The organism is Hyphomicrobium sp. B1, assembly GCF_049532635.1.
Taxonomy (GTDB): Bacteria; Pseudomonadota; Alphaproteobacteria; order Rhizobiales; family Hyphomicrobiaceae; genus Hyphomicrobium_B.
The window spans coordinates 2,063,101-2,084,042 of the sequence record NZ_CP134871.1 but is presented as its reverse complement, the minus strand read 5'-3'; the positions used below and the strand labels follow the sequence as shown (position 1 = coordinate 2,084,042).

General features: G+C 57.0%; 19 protein-coding genes. 7 read left to right on the top strand and 12 right to left on the bottom strand.

Going from position 1 to position 20,942, the window contains the following annotated elements; all coding sequences use genetic code 11:
- Positions 1-15 precede the first annotated feature (15 nt).
- From RLW55_RS10005 to RLW55_RS09975, 7 genes are all read right to left on the bottom strand, one after another.
- Positions 16-489 carry a YidH family protein gene (locus tag RLW55_RS10005; RefSeq protein ID WP_423416344.1) on the bottom strand — a complete coding sequence of 158 codons (474 nt, stop codon included), beginning with the start codon at positions 487-489 and terminating at the stop codon, positions 16-18.
- Between the two features lie 6 nt (positions 490-495).
- Positions 496-996 carry a hypothetical protein gene (locus RLW55_RS10000; protein WP_409560887.1) on the bottom strand — a complete coding sequence of 167 codons (501 nt, stop codon included), beginning with the start codon at positions 994-996 and terminating at the stop codon, positions 496-498.
- A gap of 401 nt (positions 997-1,397) precedes the next feature.
- Positions 1,398-2,378 (bottom strand): HAD family hydrolase, encoded by a 981-nt coding sequence (locus RLW55_RS09995; protein WP_423416402.1) that lies wholly within the window; start codon positions 2,376-2,378, stop codon positions 1,398-1,400.
- Positions 2,379-2,491: 113 nt separating this feature from the next.
- Entirely contained in the window at positions 2,492-3,580 is a 1,089-nt protein-coding gene (locus tag RLW55_RS09990; protein WP_423416343.1) for a DUF3300 domain-containing protein, read from the bottom strand.
- Positions 3,581-3,595: 15 nt separating this feature from the next.
- A complete protein-coding gene (locus tag RLW55_RS09985) occupies positions 3,596-4,585 on the bottom strand; it encodes a formylglycine-generating enzyme family protein (RefSeq protein ID WP_423416342.1) in 990 nt (329 codons plus the stop codon).
- A gap of 969 nt (positions 4,586-5,554) precedes the next feature.
- Entirely contained in the window at positions 5,555-7,888 is a 2,334-nt protein-coding gene (locus RLW55_RS09980; RefSeq protein WP_423416341.1) for a TonB-dependent receptor, read from the bottom strand.
- Positions 7,889-8,789: 901 nt separating this feature from the next.
- Positions 8,790-9,890, bottom strand: coding sequence for a transglutaminase-like domain-containing protein (locus RLW55_RS09975; protein ID WP_423416340.1), 1,101 nt, complete (start codon positions 9,888-9,890; stop codon positions 8,790-8,792).
- A gap of 538 nt (positions 9,891-10,428) precedes the next feature.
- On the opposite strand from RLW55_RS09975, the gene RLW55_RS09970 reads away from it, so the two are divergent.
- The 4 genes from RLW55_RS09970 to RLW55_RS09955 all read left to right on the top strand — a co-directional run bounded on the left by RLW55_RS09970 (position 10,429) and on the right by RLW55_RS09955 (position 14,348).
- Complete coding sequence (locus RLW55_RS09970) at positions 10,429-12,492, top strand: FUSC family protein (RefSeq protein WP_423416339.1); 2,064 nt, start codon at positions 10,429-10,431, stop codon at positions 12,490-12,492.
- Entirely contained in the window at positions 12,489-12,692 is a 204-nt protein-coding gene (locus RLW55_RS09965) for a DUF1656 domain-containing protein (RefSeq protein ID WP_409560893.1), read from the top strand. Before RLW55_RS09970 ends, RLW55_RS09965 begins: the two co-directional genes overlap by 4 nt.
- Positions 12,693-12,699: 7 nt before the next feature.
- A complete protein-coding gene (locus tag RLW55_RS09960; RefSeq protein ID WP_423416338.1) occupies positions 12,700-13,860 on the top strand; it encodes an HlyD family secretion protein in 1,161 nt (386 codons plus the stop codon).
- A gap of 188 nt (positions 13,861-14,048) precedes the next feature.
- Positions 14,049-14,348 carry a hypothetical protein gene (locus tag RLW55_RS09955; protein WP_423416337.1) on the top strand — a complete coding sequence of 100 codons (300 nt, stop codon included), beginning with the start codon at positions 14,049-14,051 and terminating at the stop codon, positions 14,346-14,348.
- Between the two features lie 67 nt (positions 14,349-14,415).
- Here the strand turns inward: RLW55_RS09955 and RLW55_RS09950 are convergent, their stop codons facing one another.
- Both RLW55_RS09950 and RLW55_RS09945 read right to left on the bottom strand, forming a co-directional pair.
- Positions 14,416-15,453 (bottom strand): zinc-dependent alcohol dehydrogenase family protein, encoded by a 1,038-nt coding sequence (locus tag RLW55_RS09950; protein WP_423416336.1) that lies wholly within the window; start codon positions 15,451-15,453, stop codon positions 14,416-14,418.
- Between the two features lie 192 nt (positions 15,454-15,645).
- On the bottom strand, positions 15,646-16,230 hold the full coding sequence (locus RLW55_RS09945; protein WP_414463807.1) for a c-type cytochrome: 585 nt from the start codon (positions 16,228-16,230) through the stop codon (positions 15,646-15,648).
- 701 nt (positions 16,231-16,931) lie between these two features.
- Between RLW55_RS09945 and RLW55_RS09940 the strand changes: the two genes are divergently transcribed.
- Positions 16,932-17,063, top strand: coding sequence for a hypothetical protein (locus RLW55_RS09940; RefSeq protein ID WP_423416335.1), 132 nt, complete (start codon positions 16,932-16,934; stop codon positions 17,061-17,063).
- A gap of 113 nt (positions 17,064-17,176) precedes the next feature.
- Here RLW55_RS09940 and RLW55_RS09935 read toward each other — a convergent pair whose 3' ends face one another.
- Positions 17,177-17,458, bottom strand: a complete 282-nt coding sequence (locus tag RLW55_RS09935) for a hypothetical protein (RefSeq protein ID WP_423416334.1) — start codon at positions 17,456-17,458, stop codon at positions 17,177-17,179.
- A gap of 137 nt (positions 17,459-17,595) precedes the next feature.
- Between RLW55_RS09935 and RLW55_RS09930 the strand changes: the two genes are divergently transcribed.
- The gene (locus RLW55_RS09930) at positions 17,596-17,883 is read left to right on the top strand and encodes a hypothetical protein (protein ID WP_409560899.1); all 288 of its coding nucleotides are present in this window, start codon (positions 17,596-17,598) and stop codon (positions 17,881-17,883) included.
- Positions 17,884-17,903: 20 nt separating this feature from the next.
- Here the strand turns inward: RLW55_RS09930 and RLW55_RS09925 are convergent, their stop codons facing one another.
- Positions 17,904-18,356 carry a cupin domain-containing protein gene (locus tag RLW55_RS09925; RefSeq protein ID WP_423416333.1) on the bottom strand — a complete coding sequence of 151 codons (453 nt, stop codon included), beginning with the start codon at positions 18,354-18,356 and terminating at the stop codon, positions 17,904-17,906.
- Positions 18,357-18,527: 171 nt separating this feature from the next.
- On the opposite strand from RLW55_RS09925, the gene RLW55_RS09920 reads away from it, so the two are divergent.
- On the top strand, positions 18,528-19,643 hold the full coding sequence (locus RLW55_RS09920; protein ID WP_423416332.1) for a THUMP domain-containing class I SAM-dependent RNA methyltransferase: 1,116 nt from the start codon (positions 18,528-18,530) through the stop codon (positions 19,641-19,643).
- 21 nt (positions 19,644-19,664) lie between these two features.
- Here RLW55_RS09920 and RLW55_RS09915 read toward each other — a convergent pair whose 3' ends face one another.
- Entirely contained in the window at positions 19,665-20,924 is a 1,260-nt protein-coding gene (locus RLW55_RS09915) for an ABC transporter ATP-binding protein (protein ID WP_423416331.1), read from the bottom strand.
- Between the last annotated feature and the right edge of the window lie 18 nt (positions 20,925-20,942).

Sequence of the window (20,942 nt, the reverse complement as noted above, 5' to 3'; positions counted from 1 at the left end):
CTCCTGTTGTTGGCGCTAGCCAAATGGTCCGATCTGGAAAAGCATGCTGACGATCGCAAAGATGCCGATCAGCAAAAGGACGATTGCAGTGATAAGTGTGAAGGATGGAGGAAAGCGGCTCTCGCCGTGGACCAGTCCGGCCTGGCGCATCATCTCGCGCTCTTGGCGCAAGCCCAACATGAATTGCACGTGATAGATGATGCCGACGACCAACATGATAATGCCGAGCAGAACGAGCGCCACACCAAAATTTCTGGATGCTCCGGCATGCGTGATCACATCCTGATCTCGCAGCTTCTTAAACACCTGAAAAATAGTGAATCCGAAGCTGATGAGCGATAGCGAGGTGCGGATGACAGACATCAACGTCCGGTCGGCGCTCATACGCGTGCGTTGAAACGACATACCAGTACGACGTAGCGAAAGCTCGACCGAAATATCGTCCGACGCAGATGCACTTGTGATGCCGGATTTTGGATCGCGCGCCATAGCTGATCATGCCTCTCGGGATTTCTGAGCGCACCATAGCCGCGCAATGCGGGCCACAGGCCCTCGGATCAGCAGGTACGGGACGAAGGCCAAAACAACGGCAATGATAACGGCCTCAGCAGGATAGAAAGTTCCCAATACCTTGAACTGATAGATCGCATCCATGACGAGTCCCAAAAGAATGATACGCGCCGTAGAAACGATGCCTTCGCGTAGCCGCTCCGAACGTTTTTGAGCATTCGTGAGTACCGTCCAGAAATAAGGGGACCGGCCGAGACGCGCGTCATTGATGCCATCGTGCAGGGCAGCCATCATCGCCATCGTCGGCTGCAAAATAAAGCGGAATGACATCGGTCCGCTGGGCCGCCCCGTAAAGTCTTGCCATTGTCTTTTAAAAACCTCGCTCGACACGCCGTACCAAAACAAGCCGAGCAGGATGAGTGCCGCGGACGCCAGCACCACGGCTTGCGCCAGGACGCTTGAGCCAGATGAGGTTTGGCTGGTCATCTATGGCGCTCCCTGACGAGATGCGTTGAGATATTTGCTTGAAATAGATTCTTGAATTGCTTCCAGGCGACTTCGCGAACGGGCGATACTCATCGCCCATCCTCTCCAGCAGCGCTAAAATTTCAGGGTAACGCTGGGCAGAGAAAATTGGCTCCTGCGCCAAAAAAATCGAGATCGCCCGCCAGTTTCTGGGCAGCGAGCGGCTTTTGATCGTGCAAACAAATACATACGCATAGCCGGCATCCGGGAACGCGTAGCGACCTCCCATCTACGACCGAGACTGTCTTGCGAGATCATTCAGTAGTCAACGTAATTTGTTATTGCGGTGCGGGCGTGCCATGGCCAATGGCATGAGCTCAAATTGGCGCGGGGGGCCCTGTGAGAACCCCGTTTTTCCTGGTTCATGGCTTGACCTCCTTGGGATAGATCGTCTTCCAGTCATGCTTCATGTCGACAACCGTCCAACCTTTGGCGGTCGCTTCATCAAGTGCTTTGTCGAGCTTGCCGACGCGAGATGAGCGATCGTAGGCCCATTCGCGTTCGGCATCGGTGTGATGCACGAGCAGGCAAAGCCGCGTGGCCGGCGCATCGCACGTCCATTCGAGCATTTGAAGATCGCCGTCGGAATTACCGAACGCGGCGACCGGCCGCCGGCCAATGTGGCGCTCGATGCCGACCGGCTTTCCGTCTTTATCGTCGTTGAGGACGAGAGTCGGCAACTTCACGATCAACGGCTTGCCGTCGTGCATTTCAAACTTCAGCCCACCAGAACTGCCGATGACTTGCTCCGGTGGAATGCCGTAGACGCGCTCCGTCCAAGGCCGCATGAACTCGATACCGCCACCGGAGACGATAAACGTCTTGAAACCGTTGGCGCGGAGATAGGATAATAATTCCAGCATCGGCTGATAGACTAGATCGGTGTAAAGCCGGCCCATCGTCGGATGCTTGGCCGTGCTAATCCAGTCTTCGGCGATTTTATCGAATTCGTCCGTCGTCATCCCTGCATGCGTGGCGGCCATAACCGCCGCAACGCCGGATTCTCCGGATTTAGCGATACCTTTCATATCGCCTTTCAGGATCGAGGCGAACGGCTCCTTATCCTTCCATTCGGGATGCTGCGGGGCGAGACTTCGAATTCTGTCGATGACAAATTGTGCCTGGACGTAAATCGGCTTCTCCGCCCACAGCGTCCCGTCATTATCGAAGACAGCGATGCGTTGCGTCCCGGGCACAAAGTGCGCTCCGCCCCTCGCCGTCACCCTTCCAACGAAGTCGAGGATCTGCCGCTTGGCTTGGCTTTCCTCCCAGGAGGGCAATGGATCGGATAGCGCGCTGGCTGCGACCGAGACAACGAGCATGCATGCCAGGAAACCCAGCATCCAGCCGATGTGTGTGCGTGCCACCGCAACTATCATGTGAGGCTCTAGGAGTTACTGAACTCGTTACAGTCTCTCATCGATCATTTTGTTCAATCCGCCTCGGAATCAGAACGCTATCTGCGCCTTCTGAAACCACCGCGCCTCCCGCCGCCGCGATGAGCGTGGAATGCTGGTCGCTTCGCATGAGGACGAGCGCGCATGTGCCGCGGCCGGTTCGGCTTTACGAATTTCCTGCCACCCGTTGAGCGCTGAACATGTGCTGCCCTGTTTTTGCCGCCTCTTGCCTTATTGAAATTGCGGCCGTTATGGCGCAATTGCGCGCCGTGATTGACCTTATTGTCGAGCGCCCTGTGGTCGGTATTTTTGAGGCGTCGTTCGACGTTGGCGCGGTTGAAATTTTTATTGCGCACGACATGCCCACGATGGTGCGCGTCGTGCTTCCAGACATTGCTCTTGATGCGGCGGCGGTTGTCGTCGATACGATTCCAGCGGTTCACGTTAACGTCGATGCGACGGTGACGCCAATCCCAGTGGTTCCAGCCCCAGATGCCGCCGGCGATGGCGACACCGGCCGCCCCCCAAAAATATCCGTCCACGAACGTCGCGTCCGGATACCCCCAATAATACGGCGGATAGTCCGGATACCACCACGGCCCGTAGACCACCGACGGTTCATAAACCGGCACGTAAACCGTATCGGGCTCGGCAGGCTGGATGACGTAGGATCCATCGTCCTGCGTGACGGTCTGCTGGGAATTGCTTCTGAGATGGCCACTTGAATCGGCTTTCTGACGCAGGAACTGCACCTCATTCATGACAGCGTCTTGCTGTGCAAGAAATGCGTCACCGAGGTTCTGCGTCCAGTCGAGTTGATTGCTCATCATGTTCAAGACGTCCGGGAACTGGACGAGCGCCTTAATGCTTGGATCCCAACTTTTACTTTTCAGGGCATCGACGAGCGCATCACCTTGCAATTTGGCGTTGGCAGGATCGCTGCGCCATCGCGCCGCTTCCACGACATCCAGGGGATAGGTCGACGCCATTAAAACGTTGGACAGAAGATCATCTGGATAAAGCGCGATTGGCGCCAGCATCTGGTCGAGTTGCTGCTTGGAAAACTTCTGCTCATCGGCATAAGAGGCAGCCGGCACAACAACAGACAGCATTAGGAAGGCAACACAAGTCTTCAAGAGTATTCTCATTTTTCCTCGCAACGCTTATTCCTCGTCAGGACGTTTTCGAACGACACATCGGAATCCGACATGACTGGTTGACGTGTCGATTGGTTCGGCATGGCGCGCCGCAGGGCGATAGCGGCGGCAATAGTTTGGTGCGCACAAGTGCGACCCGCCCTTCAACACCTTGCGAGGAATACGGATGTTTGGCTGGCACGGGTCGAAACTTTGCTCTCTCGCCGGTCCGCGCGGATTAACCGGAACGCAGCAGGCTTTTGGAGCGTCGGCCGCATGCTTCGTCGAGTACCAATCAGATGTCCATTCCCAGACGTTCCCGATCATATCGTATAGGCCGAAGCCGTTTGCGGGAAAGGCTCTGACTGGCGAGGTACGCTCGTAACCGTCTTCCTTCAGATTTTCGAGCGGGAACATGCCTTGCCAGGTATTGGCCATGTGCCGACCCTGAGGTGTGAATTCGTCCCCCCAGGCAAATTCCGCATCTTCGAGACCGCCGCGTGCTGCATATTCCCACTCAGCTTCGGTCGGGAGTTCTTTGTCGGCCCACATCGCGTAGGCTTCCGCATCAGCATACGCGACATGGACGACCGGATGCTCATCGAGCCCTTTCGTCCACGAACCTCTTCCATACGGATGACGCCAATTCGCGCCGAAGCGAAAATCCCACCACTGGCTCCAATCTCTCAAGTCGACCGCATGCCTCGGCGGCGTAAAGACGAGAGAACCGGCTTTCAACATGTGAGGAAGCGCGCCGGGATAATCTTCGGCCTTGGGGGGGATCTCGGCAAACGTCGTGTAGCGAGTTTCCGAGACGAATTTCTTGAATTGGGCGTTCGTCACAGGCGTCTCGTCGATCCAGAAACCATCGACAGTTACGCGATGGCTCGGGGATTCTTCGGAATAATGCCTGTCCGACCCCATTCGGAATGTCCCGCCGGGCACGAAGACCATACCCGGTCGTTCCGTCGGGACTTCAGCCTGAGGTCTCGAGTAGATGTCCGGATGAACGATCATCGTCTCCCCGTGCGACGGAGAATTCTTGCCAACAAAGCTGGAGGCGTATGATAGCTATCGCGCGCGGGAACGAAAATGCGTTCGAACAAAGTTAGCCAAAAATTGCTTAAGCATAACCAGCCGCTCGCTGACGCGTAGTGACCGCCTACCCAGCGCGGACTGTCTAGTGGCTTTTGCCGATAGTCAAACGAATACGTCGCTGCGCTGCGTTAGGACAGAATGAAAATCACTGCTGCGTACTGATTAAAATCCTATTTCGAATGATAAGAGGTTGGTCATTCGATAGTCGGATCAATAGCGGAAGGTGCCAGAAACTATCGTCATGCTTCCATCCCAACGCTTCTCGACATTGTACTTGTCATAGTGCCGAGCGTTGAGAATCAGGACGGTGCCGTTCACGATCGTCGTATATTGAACACCGCCGCCAATCGCGTCGACGCTGCCCTCAAGCGGACCTAGGCGGGCGCCGGATCCTGAAATTGGCGATACTCATAGGCTACGACGCCGATGAACAATCCCTTCGCGGCCTCGCGGCGCACTCGTAGTGAAAATCTGTGCCGCTTTAATAGTCCCTGGCCGTGTTCTCGAAATTATAAGTGATGCCAGCCCCGAATGCGGCGCTTCCCAGTCCGTAAGTGGAGAAGCCATATTCGTCAGCATGCGCCTCTGTTACCGCGGAGGCAGAAAGCAAAATGCAAACAACAAATTGGATTTTCGTCCGCATTCCGAGACCCCCATCTCCGAAAACGCAACGATAATTCGTAATCCTACGTTGGAAAAATCAGTTTGGCTGTAGCAGGCTTATCGCTGCTGCACAAATTGAGGTCAACGAGCCTCGCCAAGCCTTGGTTGAGCGCATCGGGTGAGCTTTTAGAACCTTGTTGTCATTAGCTGGCATTTTCACCCCGGCAGGCTGAAGTGTCGGCGCGGCCATCAACTCGATGACCGGCCGACATGGCATCACACGGACTAGAAGGTAACGGTGACGCCAGCGTTGAAGGAGCGTCCTTGTCCGGGAACAGGCGATATCAAACCGGTTTGTCCTTCGGCAGCGTAGTCGGCCCAATCGACGCCGCCGAGTGGCGGGTAGTAGAGCTTGTCGAAAAGATTTGAGATGCCGAAATCGAAGCGAACGTTCTGCCACTGATAACTGGACCGCAAATCGACAAGCGTGTAGCCCGGCGTTGTGGGCTCGTGTCGCAACGCGTTGACGTCATCCTTAGCGTTGACCATCGTCAATTGCACCGCGTTCGACCAATTGCCGAGTTGATGGCTGAACGTCAACTGCGCGTTGAGCGGCATCATATGATAGAGGGTATCGCCGGTGTCGAGGTTCTCGCCATTGACGTAACCAATAATGCCGGCGATGCCGAACTGGCCATAGACGGCGCTATTCCACAGATCGAGGCTGCCCGACACGTTGACGCCGTAGAGTTGGGCGGCGTGGTTGGCGAACTGCAAGGTCACGAACTCGCTGGACGGCATCGCCATGCCCCCCATGTTCATGCCGCCCATTTCGCCCATACTGCTCTGCGACTTCAGGAAATTGGCATCGATGTAGTCCTGCACGTATGTGTAGTAAGGCGTGACCTTGATATCCCACGCGCTCCGCGTCCGATCGTGCCAGCCTGCCGTGAAGCTTACGGTGTTGGCAATCTCGGGCTTTAAGTCGAGGTTACCGACATAGCCGTTGGCGTCACCGTACCAGCCGATCATGTCGGCCGCCATGTTGCCAGTGCTCCAGGCGTAGCGCTCGTAGAGATTGGGCGAGCGTGTCTTGCGCGCGTAGCCTATTTCGTAGGTTTCATTTGCGGACGGTTGATAGCGGACGAGCGCCGTTACGTCGAAGTTGGCATCGATGCGATCGTGGTCTTGCGCGTTGAACGCCGCAGCATCAGCTGCATACATGGTGCTATAGCCATGGACATCGCCGGTATCCATCCAGACCATGTCATTGCGGAGTCCGATCAACGTGCTCCATGCGCTATCCCAGCGATGCTCCCACTCGGCAAATGTGCCAAGTCGCTGACGCGTGCCATGATTGATATCGATGAACGTATTCGGTCCCATCATCGGTTCCATGCCGGCCACAGGCGGCCACCAATCGTTCAGCGTCTCGCGATGGAACTCGTTGCCGACGCGCAGGATATCGACGGTGGTCAACGGGATTTCGGCTTTGACTGAATAACCCGCATCCGTTCCATCGACGTTCATCGGCATAGCGCCGGATTTATCCGCTAGCATATCCATACGGTGCGCGGTCTGATGATAATACGCACGGAAGTCGAGCGTTCCCCAATCATGATGCGTGAAGGAGCGCAGATTGAAGAGCCACGCGTCGTTGTCGACCATATCCATCCGCTGGTTCATGAACCCTTGATATGGGACGGACGCATAGATACCCTGAAATGTGAAGATATCGGCGCCGTTCCTTATGCCGAGCGTGAGAGCGTGATTGTAAGCTTGATAAAGCGTCGAGCGAACGATAGCTCCGTCGTCGCCGCGAGCGTAATCATCAGCCTTTGTCCAAGCGCCCGAGTAACCGAGGCTGACGTTTTGCGTTGCCGCTTCGGCGTGCACGGAAGTTGAGACCCCGTCGCCATTGCTGCGGTAGAAGGCGGAAATGCTCCCCGAGGTGCGCACGCCTTCTTCAGCAACCGCGAATTCTGGCGGACGCGAATCCACAATCACCGTTCCCCCGAGACTGTCTCCACCTTTGCTGACCGGCGTTATGCCGGCGATTACCTCCGCGACGGCGACCTGCGATGGATCGATGTATGAAAGCGGTGGGTTCATCTGGTTGGTACATGCGGGCGAGATGACCATGCCGTTGACCAACACTTTGACCCGGTCGCCGTTCAGCCCGTTGATCGCGGGCAAGCTTGAAATCCCTCCCGACGTATAGACGCTGACGCCTGGAACCGTGGTCAAAAGCTGAGCCGTATCGCTCGTAGACGGAAGCTGCGACTGGATCTGATTGCGAGATAGGCGCGTGGAATTAAGGGGCTGGGCCAAGCTCTTTGTGCTGCTCCCGGCGCTCTCCATCTCGATCGGCATGGCAACCGGAATTGATTGTTGCTGCGAGGATCGCACCTCATCGCCTTTGCCATTCATTCCGATAGACCTCTGGGTTTTCGCCGTCTCAGGCTTGTTTTCAGGGCTTTCACGCTGAACAACCACGGGCGGCATCGAATTATCCCCGTTTGGCGTTTCCTGTGCAAAGCTCTCTTGTGCCTGCGATCCAAGCACAAGGACGGTCGTTGCCGCAGCGCCCAGCAGCTGCATTCGCTGACTACGAAACATAAAGGCTCCCCCATTTGACCGCGGGTCATCGCGCAGCGACGACGCTGGTCAACACTGGAACTGATATACGTTGTGAATGATTGGTGTCGGATCGCAGATATACAGAGCGATCCAATCGCTATCAGGCAAGCGGTGGGGGGCCGCGGCTACGGGCGTTTACAAGGAAAACAATCGCAAGGAGCACCGCTTCGCTCGCGGCGATCTTTTGGCTTTTCTGAGTGGGCGGCCGAACGATTGTGGGCGCCGAGGTCACTGCGAGTTGGAACGCAGCTAGACCTTTGCAAAACGGACAGCTCGACGTCTTGCCGCCTGGTTGTTCAGAGCGGGATTTGCCGCTTTCGCAGATGAAATCGGCGAAGCTGCCGTAATCGGCTGCGAACAGAAAGTGCCGGAGTTCGGAGACAACATGGTTAGGCAGAAGAGATGCAAAATGAAAAACACTCAGCAGCGCGAATGCTGCCGAGACGAGCGCGTGGCGCCGGCGATTAAAGCTCCTCCCTCGATCATGACTTCTGCAAATACGCATTTTCGCTATTTAATCGAAGCTCATCCGCGGGTTTTTTGTTTGTAGGGGCATTCTATCCGATTCGTTATTCGGATTAGCCCCCATCTGTCTAGGTGTTTTAATTGTTGTCAGCGTATCCCCTCGGGCGTGCCAGCCGGAACATTCGCATCGTTGCTGGCGCCCCTCTTCTATTGTCGCCCATGATGCCTCTGGCAACAACGACTTGCGGCGGCTGCACGGTTCTGGTTGTCTCGCGGCACATGTTGGAAGTAAGCGGGAAAGTTGTCGGCGCCGCATTTTCGAAAAACTGATAGATAAAAACGGCCAATGCCCATCCGCTCCATCACCACACGATGGAGCGAACAAGAGCATCGGACGACCGACGATTTATTGCGGTTAAACGGCGAGTTCGCGCGCCGTAATCACGTATTTGAACGTGTCAGCGTTCAGGCAATCGAGCCGCTCGCCTGCGACTTCGGCCTCCGGATACATCAGAAAGCCGACCTTGGGTCCGGTTGCACCCGGCAGCGCCAAATCATGGGCTGTGTTATACGCGAGCCAGTTCCCTTCCCACGCGCCGAACAGCGTCTTGCGCGCTTCGGCGACCTTTTCGTCCGTCAGCGGTAGATTTCCCGGTGGCTCCTCGAGCATGACTTTGCGCACGTCGGCGGGATCCATGGGGACCCAGCCAAATTCCGCAAGAAAGACCTCGGCGCGACAGTGCTGAGCCTTGGTAACGATATCATTCTTGGCGCCGAGGCTTTTGTAGCCGAACGCCGACGGCGCCACTCGCAGCCCATAAAGATCGCGGGCCGGCAGCCCCGCGGCGCGGGCGAGGCCGACAAACAGCGCATTAATATCCGCGCACTTACCACCAAAATTTCCGGATTTGAGAATGTTGGCAATATCGCCGATACCGCATCCGCGGGTTTTGGCGTCGCGATAGCAGTTTTCGACGATCCATTGATAGATTGCGTGCGCCTTATCCGTATCGCTTTTGGCGCCGGCCACTATCTTATCGGACGTCTCCTTCACGATGCCGTCCGTCGGGATGAGATCCGTGGGCATCAGATAAAGATGACGCTCAGTGTCCGATAGCGTTTGCGTTCCGAGCGGTCTGGAGAGATCGACGGCGCGGTTCTGAGTTGCAACCTTGCTGCTCACCTCGATGGACGGGGCCTTCTCGCCCTCGTTCCACACGACGTGCAGGAACTCGGCACCGTATCTCGGATCTTTTACGATTTCGGCGCTTTCGGCGTTCGTACTCCAGCTACTGCCCTCAGGCTTGATCCAGGACGGCTCGGAGAATGCCGGAAGCGGAATCCACGCCTGCGTTACGCCAGAGGCGTTCTCAATCGCCAACCGTGTCGATAATTCGAATTTGCGCCATTTTCCGGTTTGCGGTGCGAACCCAGCTCGCGCGGGCCAACTCGGCAGCGCTGCGATGGCTGAGACTGCAGCGCCGGCTTTCAGAACGTCGCGTCGAGACAGAACCATTGGTTGAACTCCTTTGTGCATCCAGCACTTCGTAAAGCGGTGTCCATGTTCAGCATGTTGTCGCCGGCACTGGCTTGACAGCGCAATCTGCTGCGAACGGGCGATCCGATCCCCGTTCAGCGGCGACAAAAGCGGTGAAGACTATGATCAAGACGCTCGGTCCCGCCCTCAGCGAGGGAAGGACAAGGCACCTACAAATTTTGCCCCGAAACTCGGGAGCGAGGATGCGTCTCATCTGGATCGCAACATACGCTCAGGCGCGCGTCATAATCAATTGCAACCGTCCTCTATCGGCTTGCCAAATGCACGGCGCCCACCGCCATCAGCAGACCGATCCTGTGCGCCCTCGTGCATTCTCATAACAAAGCGCAGCCGACCCGAGCCAGCAGTGGGCACGGCCGAAGCCCCGCATTTCGCAATCGCACGGCAAACTCCATCCTGCCGCCAATAAGCCGTTTACGGGCACGCTCCCAAAAGCATAATGTCGCGACGTTCCATGACGGTTATTTCTTGGCGGATGTGACCAGAGGTCTCCTCAGTGTTTGCCGGGTTCTCTCATCCCCTTTTCATTCATTTCCGCAGACACTCGTCACAGATCGTTACGCAAACGGAGAACCTCGCTCGCGAGTCATTGCCTGCGCTCCTCTTTGGGCTTCGTTTATGGGCATCGACGTGCCTGGCGTTGTATGTCGCGTTTCGACTGGAGCTGGATAACGCATTTTGGGCCGGAACCACCGCTGCAATTGTCTGCCAACCGCATCTTGGCGCCTCGCTCCGTAAGGGGTGGTTCCGAATGCTGGGCACGCTGGTTGGAGCCGTGGCAATCGTTATCCTGACAGCGCTGTTCCCACAGGAACGGATCGCATTCCTCTCCGCACTCGCACTTTGGTGCGGGGCCTCAGCATTCGTGGCGACACTACTACGCAATTTTGCTTCCTACGCGGCGGCGCTGGCCGGCTTTACCGCAGCCGTCATCGCCACCGACCAGCTCGGCGCTGTCGGAGGCCTCAACGGCGATGCGTTCATGCTGGCTATCCAGCGCTCGACCGAGATCATTCTCGGCATCGTTTGTGCTGGTGTCATTCTCGCAGCAACAGATTTCGGTGGCGCCCGCAGGCGTCTTGCCGCGTCGCTAGCATCGTTGACGGCAGATATCGCGACCGGCATCGACTCGACACTGAGGGCCGGTGCACAAAATTTGCCGTTCCAGCCGATCCGGCGAGATCTCACACGGCGCGTTATTGCGCTAGATCCCGTGATCGACGAGGCGATCGGGGAGTCGGCTGGGCTTCGTTACCACTCATCGGTATTGCGTGGAACTATGGTCGGCATGTTTGCCGCTTTGTCCGCTTGGCGTGGGATTGCAGTTCGTCTTGCCAACGCCCCCGAAACAGAAGCCAGGAAAGACGCTGATGCGGTGCTGAATGAAATTCCACTCAAGCTTCGCGACATGTCACAGCAGGGCCGCTCCGGGGGTTGGCTTTCCGACCCGGTGGATATGCAGCGGCAGTATCGCGGCGTAGGAGAAACGCTTCGCTCCTCGCCGTTCGACACGCCGTCGACGCGATTGATTGCCGATCAGACAGCGAAAGCCTTCTTTGGAATTGGCCAAGCCATCGGCGGCTTGGCGCTTCTGGTTGCCGCTCCTCGACGAAACGAGCAAAGCAAGGCGGTTCGCGTTTCTGTGGCGGACTGGTTGCCTGCGTTGATCAACGGCGCCCGCGCGTTTCTCGCGATTATGGCGATCGCGATCTTCTGGATTGCAACATCCTGGCCGAACGGCGCTGCGGCAATTACTTGGGCGGCGGTTGCCGTCACGATTTTTGCGCCAAGGGCCGAGGAAGCCTATTCGTTCGTCATGGCTTTCATGATCGGATCTGTGATCAGTGCAATTTTTGCTGCGATCATCGCCTTCGCTATCCTGCCTCAGATCGACACGTTCGCAGGGCTTTGTGTCGTTCTCGGCCTCTTTCTGGTGCCAGCCGGCGCTGCGATGTCAAAGTGGCAATCGCCCGTCTTGGTTGCGGTCGTCGCTCTATTCATTCCGCTTCTGATGCCGGCGAACGAAATGACTTACAACACCGTCAATTTCTACAACAATGCGCTGGCCATTGTGGGTGGCACTGGCCTTGGCGCATTTTTCTTCCGTGTGCTGCCACCACTCGCCCCCGCCACGCAAACACGACGGCTACTAGCATTGACCTTGAACGATCTTCGCCGCATGGCGCGTCTTGGAGTGCCAGGCGAAACGGATGACTGGGATCGGCGCATGTATGCGCGCCTCGTCGCGATGCCGTCCGCGGCAGAGCCGATACAGAGGGCGCGATTGCTTGCGGCGCTGTCTGTGGGAGAGCAAATTATCCAACTTTGCCATATCGTCGGTGCCCATGGCCCGCGGCACCAATTCGACGTCGCTCTGGGTCATCTGGCGCGCGGAGAAATCGGGCAGACTATACAGCAGTGGGGTGAGGTGGATCGGCATTTTGAATTGCTTCCGGCACAAAACGGCTTACAGCCTGATTTCTTGCGCGCCCGAAGTTGCATACTTGCGATAGCAGGCGCGCTTAACCAACATCCCTCTTACTTTGGTGCCGCATCATGAGGTTCAGCGAGATCGACATCCTCGGCGTCTATGTGGCACCGATTTCTCTGATGATGATCGCGGCGTGGTTTCTCATGATCGGCGTTCGCAGGCTCGCAGTTAAATATGATGGCTTGCGCTATGTTTGGCATCCTGCGCTTTTCGTATTTGCTATCTACATGATCATCCTATCGTCCATGATTTTGATCGCCGATCGGTGAAATTTTTATGTCGAACGTCAGCGACGAATTGAAAACGCGCACAGACGATCGCGGCGAGGTGTTTGCGAATGCAGCCCCGCCGTCGGAAGGCGACAGCGCCAAGCTGCATCCGCGGTTCGTGCCCTATCTGCTCACGCTCATTGCCGTCGCGATCGCATTACCGCTAAGCTGGAAGATGTGGGTCGCGTACATGGAGACACCGTGGACCCGCGACGGAACTGTACGCGCCTACGTCGTGACGGTCGCGCCGGAGGTCGCCGGACGGATCGTCGAACTGCATGCCACCGACAATCAGTTCGTTCATAAGGGCGACTTGCTGATGGTGATCGACCCGACCAATTACCGGATCGCCGTCGATTCCGCGAAGGCCTCCGTGCAACAGGCACAAGCCAACATCCAGAATGTGGATAGCCAGATCTCGGTCCAACAGGCGCAGATCGGTGCCAGCCAAGCGCAAGTTGACGACGCCCGGGCCGCGCTCGCGTTCGCAAAACAACAAGCATCGCGATATGGTGAACTTGCTCAGCAGGAGTTTGGCAGTGTGCAGATGGCGCAGCAGACCGCTTCTGCACTACGTCAAAGCCAGGCGTCTCTTAAGAACGCTGAAGCAGCCCTTGTCGTTTCCAAACGGCAGATCGATGCTTTAACCGCCCAGCGCGGCAGCGCAGTCGCTTCGCTTGCGCAAGCCAAAGCGGCACTCGATCAAGCCGAAGCCAATTTCAAGCGCGTAGAGGTGCACTCTCCCGTCAACGGCTGGGTGACGAACCTGTTGGCTCAGCTCGGTGATTACGCCAACGTCGGGCAAGGCGAAATCACGATGGTCGATGCCGATTCATTCTGGGTCGACGCCTACTTCACCGAGAATGTTCTGGCCTCCATCCATGAAGGCGACCGCGCTCAGATCAAGCTGATGGGTCATAGCCAGATCATCGAGGGCCGCGTTCATGGAATGGCACGCGGCATCAACATTCCCAATGCACAGCCCGGCTCGCAGGGACTGGCGACGGTCAATCCGATCTTCACATGGGTGCGACTGGCGCAAAGAGTTCCGGTGCGCATCGAAATTGATAAGCTTCCGGACGGCGTAATGCTGGTCGCAGGTCTTACCGCGACTGTTCAGATCGACAGCCGGACGACGCCAGCCTCCGCTCAAGACAGCAAACGCTAGGCAAGCTGCTGCGAAACGAGAACGGCGCCGCTTCCATTCTCGCCGGGCGCATCATCACAAATTCGCGAGTCATTCCCTCCCGCGGTAAACTTTGACCACAACTGCGGGAACATACGGCACGCGAGAGTCTTCCTCGATAGCAGGCGAAAGCCCGCCAAACAAAACAATAGCCTCGAGGAGAAACGAATATGAACTTGAAAGTCTCAGCAGTGTTGGCCGGTGCGATTGCGTTCGCTGCGGTGGCAGGACCGGCAATCGCCGACCAACAGTCGAGCAAAATGAAATCCGACCTAAACATGAACACTGGTGCATCGAGTGGTGCATCGACGGGCGAGCAAGGAAAAACCTCCGACCGCACGCCTGGAGACGCGTCACCGGATCGTTTGCCCGGATCTACGAAGGCCGGTGCTCCAGGAGCGGGAGGTGCGCAGACACCGGAAGGTACTTCCGATCGCACTCCGAATAATAACGAGAACAACGGCAAATAATAAAAATGGAAAGGGCGCCTAAGGCGCCCTTTTCAATCCTTGGGTCTTCTACCTTTTTCAGATGCCGTTAAGCGGCGATAATGACCTTCAGGGCGCCCGTTTGGGCAGCATGGCCGAAAGTGTCGTAAGCGTCCAGGATCTGACCGAGTTTGAAACGATGTGTGATGAGTTTGGTCGGATCTATTTTTTTGGCTTCCACCGTTTTGAGAAGCATCGGTGTCGTTACAGTGTCGACGAGACGTGTGGTGATACTGATGTTCTGGCTCCAAAGGCGTTCCAGGTGAAGGTCGACCTTGGTTCCGTGAACGCCGACGTTTGCAATCGACCCGCCCGGCGCGATGATTTCCTCGCAGGTCGCGAAAGACGCCGGAATGCCGACCGCCTCAATTGCCGTATCGACACCGCGTCCTCCGGTGAGCTTCATGACGGCTTCCGTCGCACTGCTTCCCGTAGCGGCGACCGTTTTGGTTGCGCCGAAACGCTTGGCCACTTCCAGCCGCTTGCTGTCAGGGTCAATCATGATGATCTCGGCTGGGGCATAGAATTGCGCGGTCAATAGCGCTGCCATTCCGATCGGACCCGAGCCGACAATCGCAACCGTGCTTCCCGGCGCGACCTTGCCATTGAGAACGCCGCATTCGAAGCCGGTCGGAAGAATGTCGCTGAGCATCACCAATGCTTCTTCGTCGACGCCTTCGGGGAGCAGATAAAGGCTGGTGTCGGCATGCGGAATGCGTACGTACTCGGCCTGCGTACCATCGATAGAGTTGCCGAGAATCCAGCCGCCCGTCGTGCAATGCGAATACATTCCCTTGCGGCAATATTCGCAGCGGCCACATGCTGAGATGCACGAAATCAGCACGCGATCTCCCGGTTTGAAGGACGTGACGCCGGCGCCGACTTTCTCGATAACGCCCGTGCCTTCATGTCCGAGAATTCGTCCAGGCGTGCAAGTCGGGACATCGCCTTTCAGGATGTGCAGATCTGTACCGCAAATCGTAGTTTTCGAAATCTTAACGACCGCGTCGGTTGCGGCTTGTACTTCGGGGATAGGACGATCCTCGACGGCTTTCAGGCCTGGGCCTTTGTAAACAAGAGCTTTCATCTGTGTACCCACTCGGCTTTCCATCAATGATGGCGCGCAAGGTACGATCACCTTTGGACTGGCCCTTGACCTAAGTCACATGGCAACATCCCGAAAACGGCCGCCCAAAAACAATCGGGCCCACCTTGCGGCGAGCCCAATGTGGATCTCTCTTTAAGCGCCGAGGCACTTAAGTCTTATATCAGCGAGGCGTTATTTCTGTCCGACTGTCGCGGGTTCGGTTAGACCAGCGAGGTAGGCAGCTACGGGTTTCAGCTGATCTTCGCTCAGCGATCTCATCAGCGCTTCCATCGGTGCGAAGTTTGCACGCTCGCCGGTATGGAAGTCCGTCATCGTCTTCAGCAGGTACTCTTCCTGCTGGCCGGCAAGTCTCGGTCGCACATAGTCGCCCTGGAAGTGCTCCTGATGGCAGCCCTTGCAGTTCAACTGGACGATGGTGTCGATCGCCTGGTCTTTAATGTTGCCGGAAGCAGCCGGCTGACCGAGGTTCGGCCATTTCTTTTCCGAGAAATAGGTGGCGAGAGCTTCCATGTCGGTCTTCGTCAGAGAGTCAACGATTGCCGACATCGTGTCGTTCTTGCGGTGGCCGTCCTTGAAGTCCAAAAGCTGCTTCAAGATATATTCGCGGCGTTGACCCCAGATGTTCGGTATCGTCTTGTCCATCGGAACGCCGGCTTCGCCGTGGCAGCCCGAACAGACCGCGGCGGCATCCTCTACCGAATCAGCCAAGGCCGCGTGCGGTCCCCAGACGAACGGGAGCGCCAACATCGATGACATCAGGGCAAACTTAAACAGACGTGAGCGTGTTGAACGATTGCGATATGTAGCAAGCACTTCGGGTGTTTCCTGACCACGGTTAGATGGGTTCATGTCTCTTGTGTGACCGCTCATATCGCTCGGTCATCCTCTTTTTGCCAACTTCGGGTGAGCCCTTATAAAGTGACTTTATCACGTTGTCGCGCCATGTTGAAATTTGACGAGGCTTCCGCGCAACAGTGATTATGCACCGTCATTTCTGTGCATCACCCCACCCAAAACACGCGGCGCTTTCTCCCGCAGCAAAAGCTGGCATTCGCCTATAGGTTGTAGGTGGGTGTGTGTTTTCGCCAACTGTTCAGATGTAGCTGCCGATCTTCGACCTCACGCGATCGGTGATCACTATTGATGCGCAGGCGAATCGCTATGGCGATATTTCTGCCGAACCGCCTTTAGCGGATGCGCGCCGTCCGGATGGAGCGAGCCAACAGCAAAGTCCGGGACCCGCAAGCCCGCGCATTTGAATGTTGGCCTTCGAGGAGCTTTAAATTTTGGCCGGCTTCGCGGTGCGCATCGCGCCATGAACATCGGTCGGCGCTGACGCGGTCGGTTTGTCGCGGGTAACGTTTCGCAGCGTCGTTGCGAATTGAATTTCGGAAACACCGAGAGCGCTGCTCTCACAATCCGAAAATCTTCTTAGCACCCCCACTGGAGGCATCATCATGAAGACCATCACACTCGCAATCGTCATTGCAGTTTCGGCAATCAGCACCGCAGCCGTTGCTTCGCCCGTTGATAACAGCTCTCTCTCAGTCCACGGCGCATTCGGCGGCAATTCGTATGGTGGCAACTAACGCCATCCACAATTCTCATTGGCCGCGACTTTGGCAAATCAAACACCGGCAGGTGCGTTCTGCACCCTGCCGGTGTTCTTTTATGACGTTGAAAATTGCCGCCGCTGAAATTCTCATGCCGGCTCCGCTATCCCGCTGGTAGTAGCCGCGACAGCCGCAGCGAACGCCGCACCGGAAGCGAGGAGAAATGCTGTAGCTGCGGACCCGACAACCACATCGACAAATGACGATAAGAACTGACCGAGGAATATCGCGACCGAAAGATACGCGAGGTTTTGTCCGCGTCGCGCATAGGAGCTGTGTTCAACGGTCATGTGATTGACGAGTGGAATCGTCAGGCCGAAGCCGATACCAAGCAACGTTCCGGCGATAGCGGTGAAGAGCGTCGCATCCATCGTAGCCAAATCGATAAAGCTTAACCGCAAAGCCTCTCGCGCGATTTCCGATCCATTTGCCGCTTCCCCACAAAAATGTTGTTCTGAACGGGTGTATAAGCGACTAGCCAGCCTCCCTCGCTCGCATGGAGTTTTCGATGACTATCGATTTATGGATCGGCGCCGGGGTTCTACTTGCGACGGCCGCGACTGACGCCGCCTATGTCATGTTCACGGCGTCGGTGGTCTCGCGTCGACCGCTTTCCGCGGCCAACTGGAGCGGCATCTGGTATATGCTGTCGTCGTTCGCGGTCATCAGCTATACGAACAATTGGGTGTATGTCGCGTTCGCCGTCGTCGGGTCGTGGATCGGCGCCTATGTTACGCTCAGATACTTTCACAAAGAACCGAGCCACCCACCGGCGCCGTTGCGGCCAGAAGCTTAGCCGTCCATCGGCTTGCCGATTCACTCAGCCGCTGGCGATGTATGCATGAGGCGGGCGATCGCCGCGTCGGCATACGTTTCAAGCTCCGGGAGAAGCACAACGCTTTCCTGTTCATTCGGGTCGGTGCGGGCGATGACCGCTGATATGGGCTTGTTGCTCAGATTGATCGGAAGATGGGGAACACCCGCAGGAATGTAGAACAAGTCACCGGCTTTCGTGACGGCCTGATACTGAAGCTTGTTGCCATAGAGGGCGATGGCTTCACCCTCCAGAACGTAAATCGCCGTTTCATGATTGGCATGCATGTGGGCCTTGGCCCGGCCGCCTGGCGGAATGGTCAGCAGGTGCATGCAAATGCTTTTCGAGCCCACAGTCTCGGCGGCTATGCCGCAGAAGTAGGTTAGACCCTGCTTGCCGTCATAGGTATCGTCGGGGCGCACAAGGTGGCAAATCTGTTCTGAAACATCGCTCATCCCAATCATCTCCTTGTCGAGATAGGGCCGCCGGCTAATGCTGAATTTATGGGGTCTCAGCGATTTTGCCAGTCCCCCATCCGGCGTTGTTTTCCCCAAGGGTCGTACTGAAACTTTCCGAGGTCTCAAAAATATGTCGATACGCTCACAGCTTCCGGATAATGAGGCCGCATGACGGCGTTTGACAGCGATTTCGAAATTTTCCTTGTCGTCCCCCCTGGGCTTGAGGCCGCACTGCGCGACGAAGCGCGGGCGAACGGTTTCAAGAAGGCCGCAATCACGTCAGGCGGCGTGACCGTGCGGGGCGGTTGGCCGGACGTCTGGCGCGCCAATCTCGAACTCCGAGGCGCAACGCGCATTATCGCACGCATCGCGACGTTTAGGGCTTCGCACCTCTCCGAGCTTGATAAGCGTGCGCGTAAGGTGGCGTGGGGCGGTGTCCTGCGCCGAGACCGGCCTTTCCGCGTCGAAGCCTCGTGCAAAAGTTCGAAGATCTACCACTCGGGTGCTGCCGAACAGCGCATCGAACGCGCAATCCGCGAGGAACTCGGCGCGCCATTCGATCGCGATGCCGCCGTTTGCGTCAGAGCGCGGATCGAAAACGATATCTGCGCCATCGGCGTCGATACTTCGGGCGATCTCCTGCACAAACGTGGACATAAGCAGGCCGTGAACAAGGCCCCGATGCGCGAGACGCTCGCGGCGCTGTTCTTGCGACTCTGCGGGTTTGATGGAGGTGAACCTGTCGTCGATCCCATGTGCGGATCGGGCACGTTCGTCATCGAAGCGGCGGAAATTGCGGCGGCCCTAATGCCCGGACGCACACGTCATTTTGCCTTCGAAGAGTTGGCAAACTTCGACGCCGCAACGTGGCAGAAACTGCGCGACGCGCGAAAGCCGAAAGTGCCGACGGTGAAATTTTACGGTAGCGATCGCGATGCCGGGGCGATCAACATGAGCCGCGCCAACGCCGAGCGCGCGGGCGTTTCAGAGTTCACAGAATTTCGTCAGCAGGTGATCAGCGATCTCACAGTGCCAGTCGGGCCACCCGGACTCGTTATCGTCAATCCGCCGTACGGGGACCGCATCGGCAATAAGAAACAGTTGCACGCATTGTATCGATCGCTGGGGGAGATATTGAAGGCGCGCTTTAATGGCTGGCGCGTGGGCGTCATTACGAACGAAGCGGCGCTCGCGACAGCGACCGGTCTGGCATTTTCGAAACCGATTGGGCCAATCTCGCACGGCGGCCTGCGCGTTTCGCTGTACCTGACCCCCCCACTCTGACACACGGGCGCAGGAGATAGGTTAAGCCGCCGATGCGTCTTCAACCGGATAGGACTGCCACGTCGCGGGCCATTCCACGTGGCCCACGGCTGAAGCCGACGGACGCAGAACATCGGCCGTTTCGTCGCCAAGCTGAATGCTCAGAACATCCTGCTTGGCGTCGAGTTCTTCATGCCAATCTGCAAGCGACGCCGACAGATGGTATGTTCCGGGCCGGATCGGCAATGCCTGTGCGTGGCATCGGAGCGTTCCCGAAGTCATTCCCTTTGTGACTTCGTTGGATGCGTGGAAGCGATTGTCCGAGCCCCAAAGCGGCTCGCCCGTGTCGGCGCGGAGCATGACACCACCGACCGGTTTCGAGATCGGTCGCGGCGAAATGAAGCCGATGTCAACGATTAGTTCGCCGTCAACGAGCGTCTCTCGGTTCACGATGATCGAAGTAATCGAGGGACGCGAGAGGTTTGCGGGGAAGGAAATCGAGTCAGCCACGCTGCTGGCATTGATGTAACGCCGAGCGACGACTTCTACTAAAGCGTCGCTTGTTATCTTTCCGCCTTCGAGCAACAGGCCGCGATTGCATAATGCCCTGACCGCTGAGAGATTGTGACTGACAAAGAGAACGGTGCGGCCTTGTCCAGCCACGTGCTTCATCTTACCGAGGCACTTCTGCTGAAATTCAGCATCGCCGACGGCGAGAACTTCGTCGACCACCAAAATTTCCGGCTCCAGGTGCGCCGCGACGGCGAATGCGAGACGAACGTACATACCGCTGGAGTAACGCTTTACCGGTGTGTCGAGAAATTTCTCAACCTCCGAGAAGGCGACGATTTCATCGAACTTTCGGCGAATTTCGGCGTGTTTCATGCCAAGGATGGCGCCATTCAGATAGATATTCTCGCGCCCCGTCAGCTCAAGATGAAAGCCCGTTCCCACCTCAAGGAGGCTTGCGACGCGGCCTCGGATCTCAACTCTTCCTGCACTCGGCTCGGTGATCCGCGACAGGATTTTCAGCAGTGTCGATTTCCCCGCGCCGTTGCGCCCGACGATACCGACGACGTCGCCGCGCTTCAGTTCGAACGAGACGTCTTTTAGTGCCCAGAAATCCTCGACCTGATCACCGGCAACGAGCTGCCGCCCGCGCGCTACATCCATTCCTGTCCGCGCCCAATGCTTCAGGACCTTTACGGCGACATCGCGCAGGGCCGTGTAGCGCTCCGGCCGGTGATGGCCGATCAGATATTTTTTTGAGAGGCCTTCGGCACGGATGACAACATCACTCATCTCTGGAGTTCTTCCTGC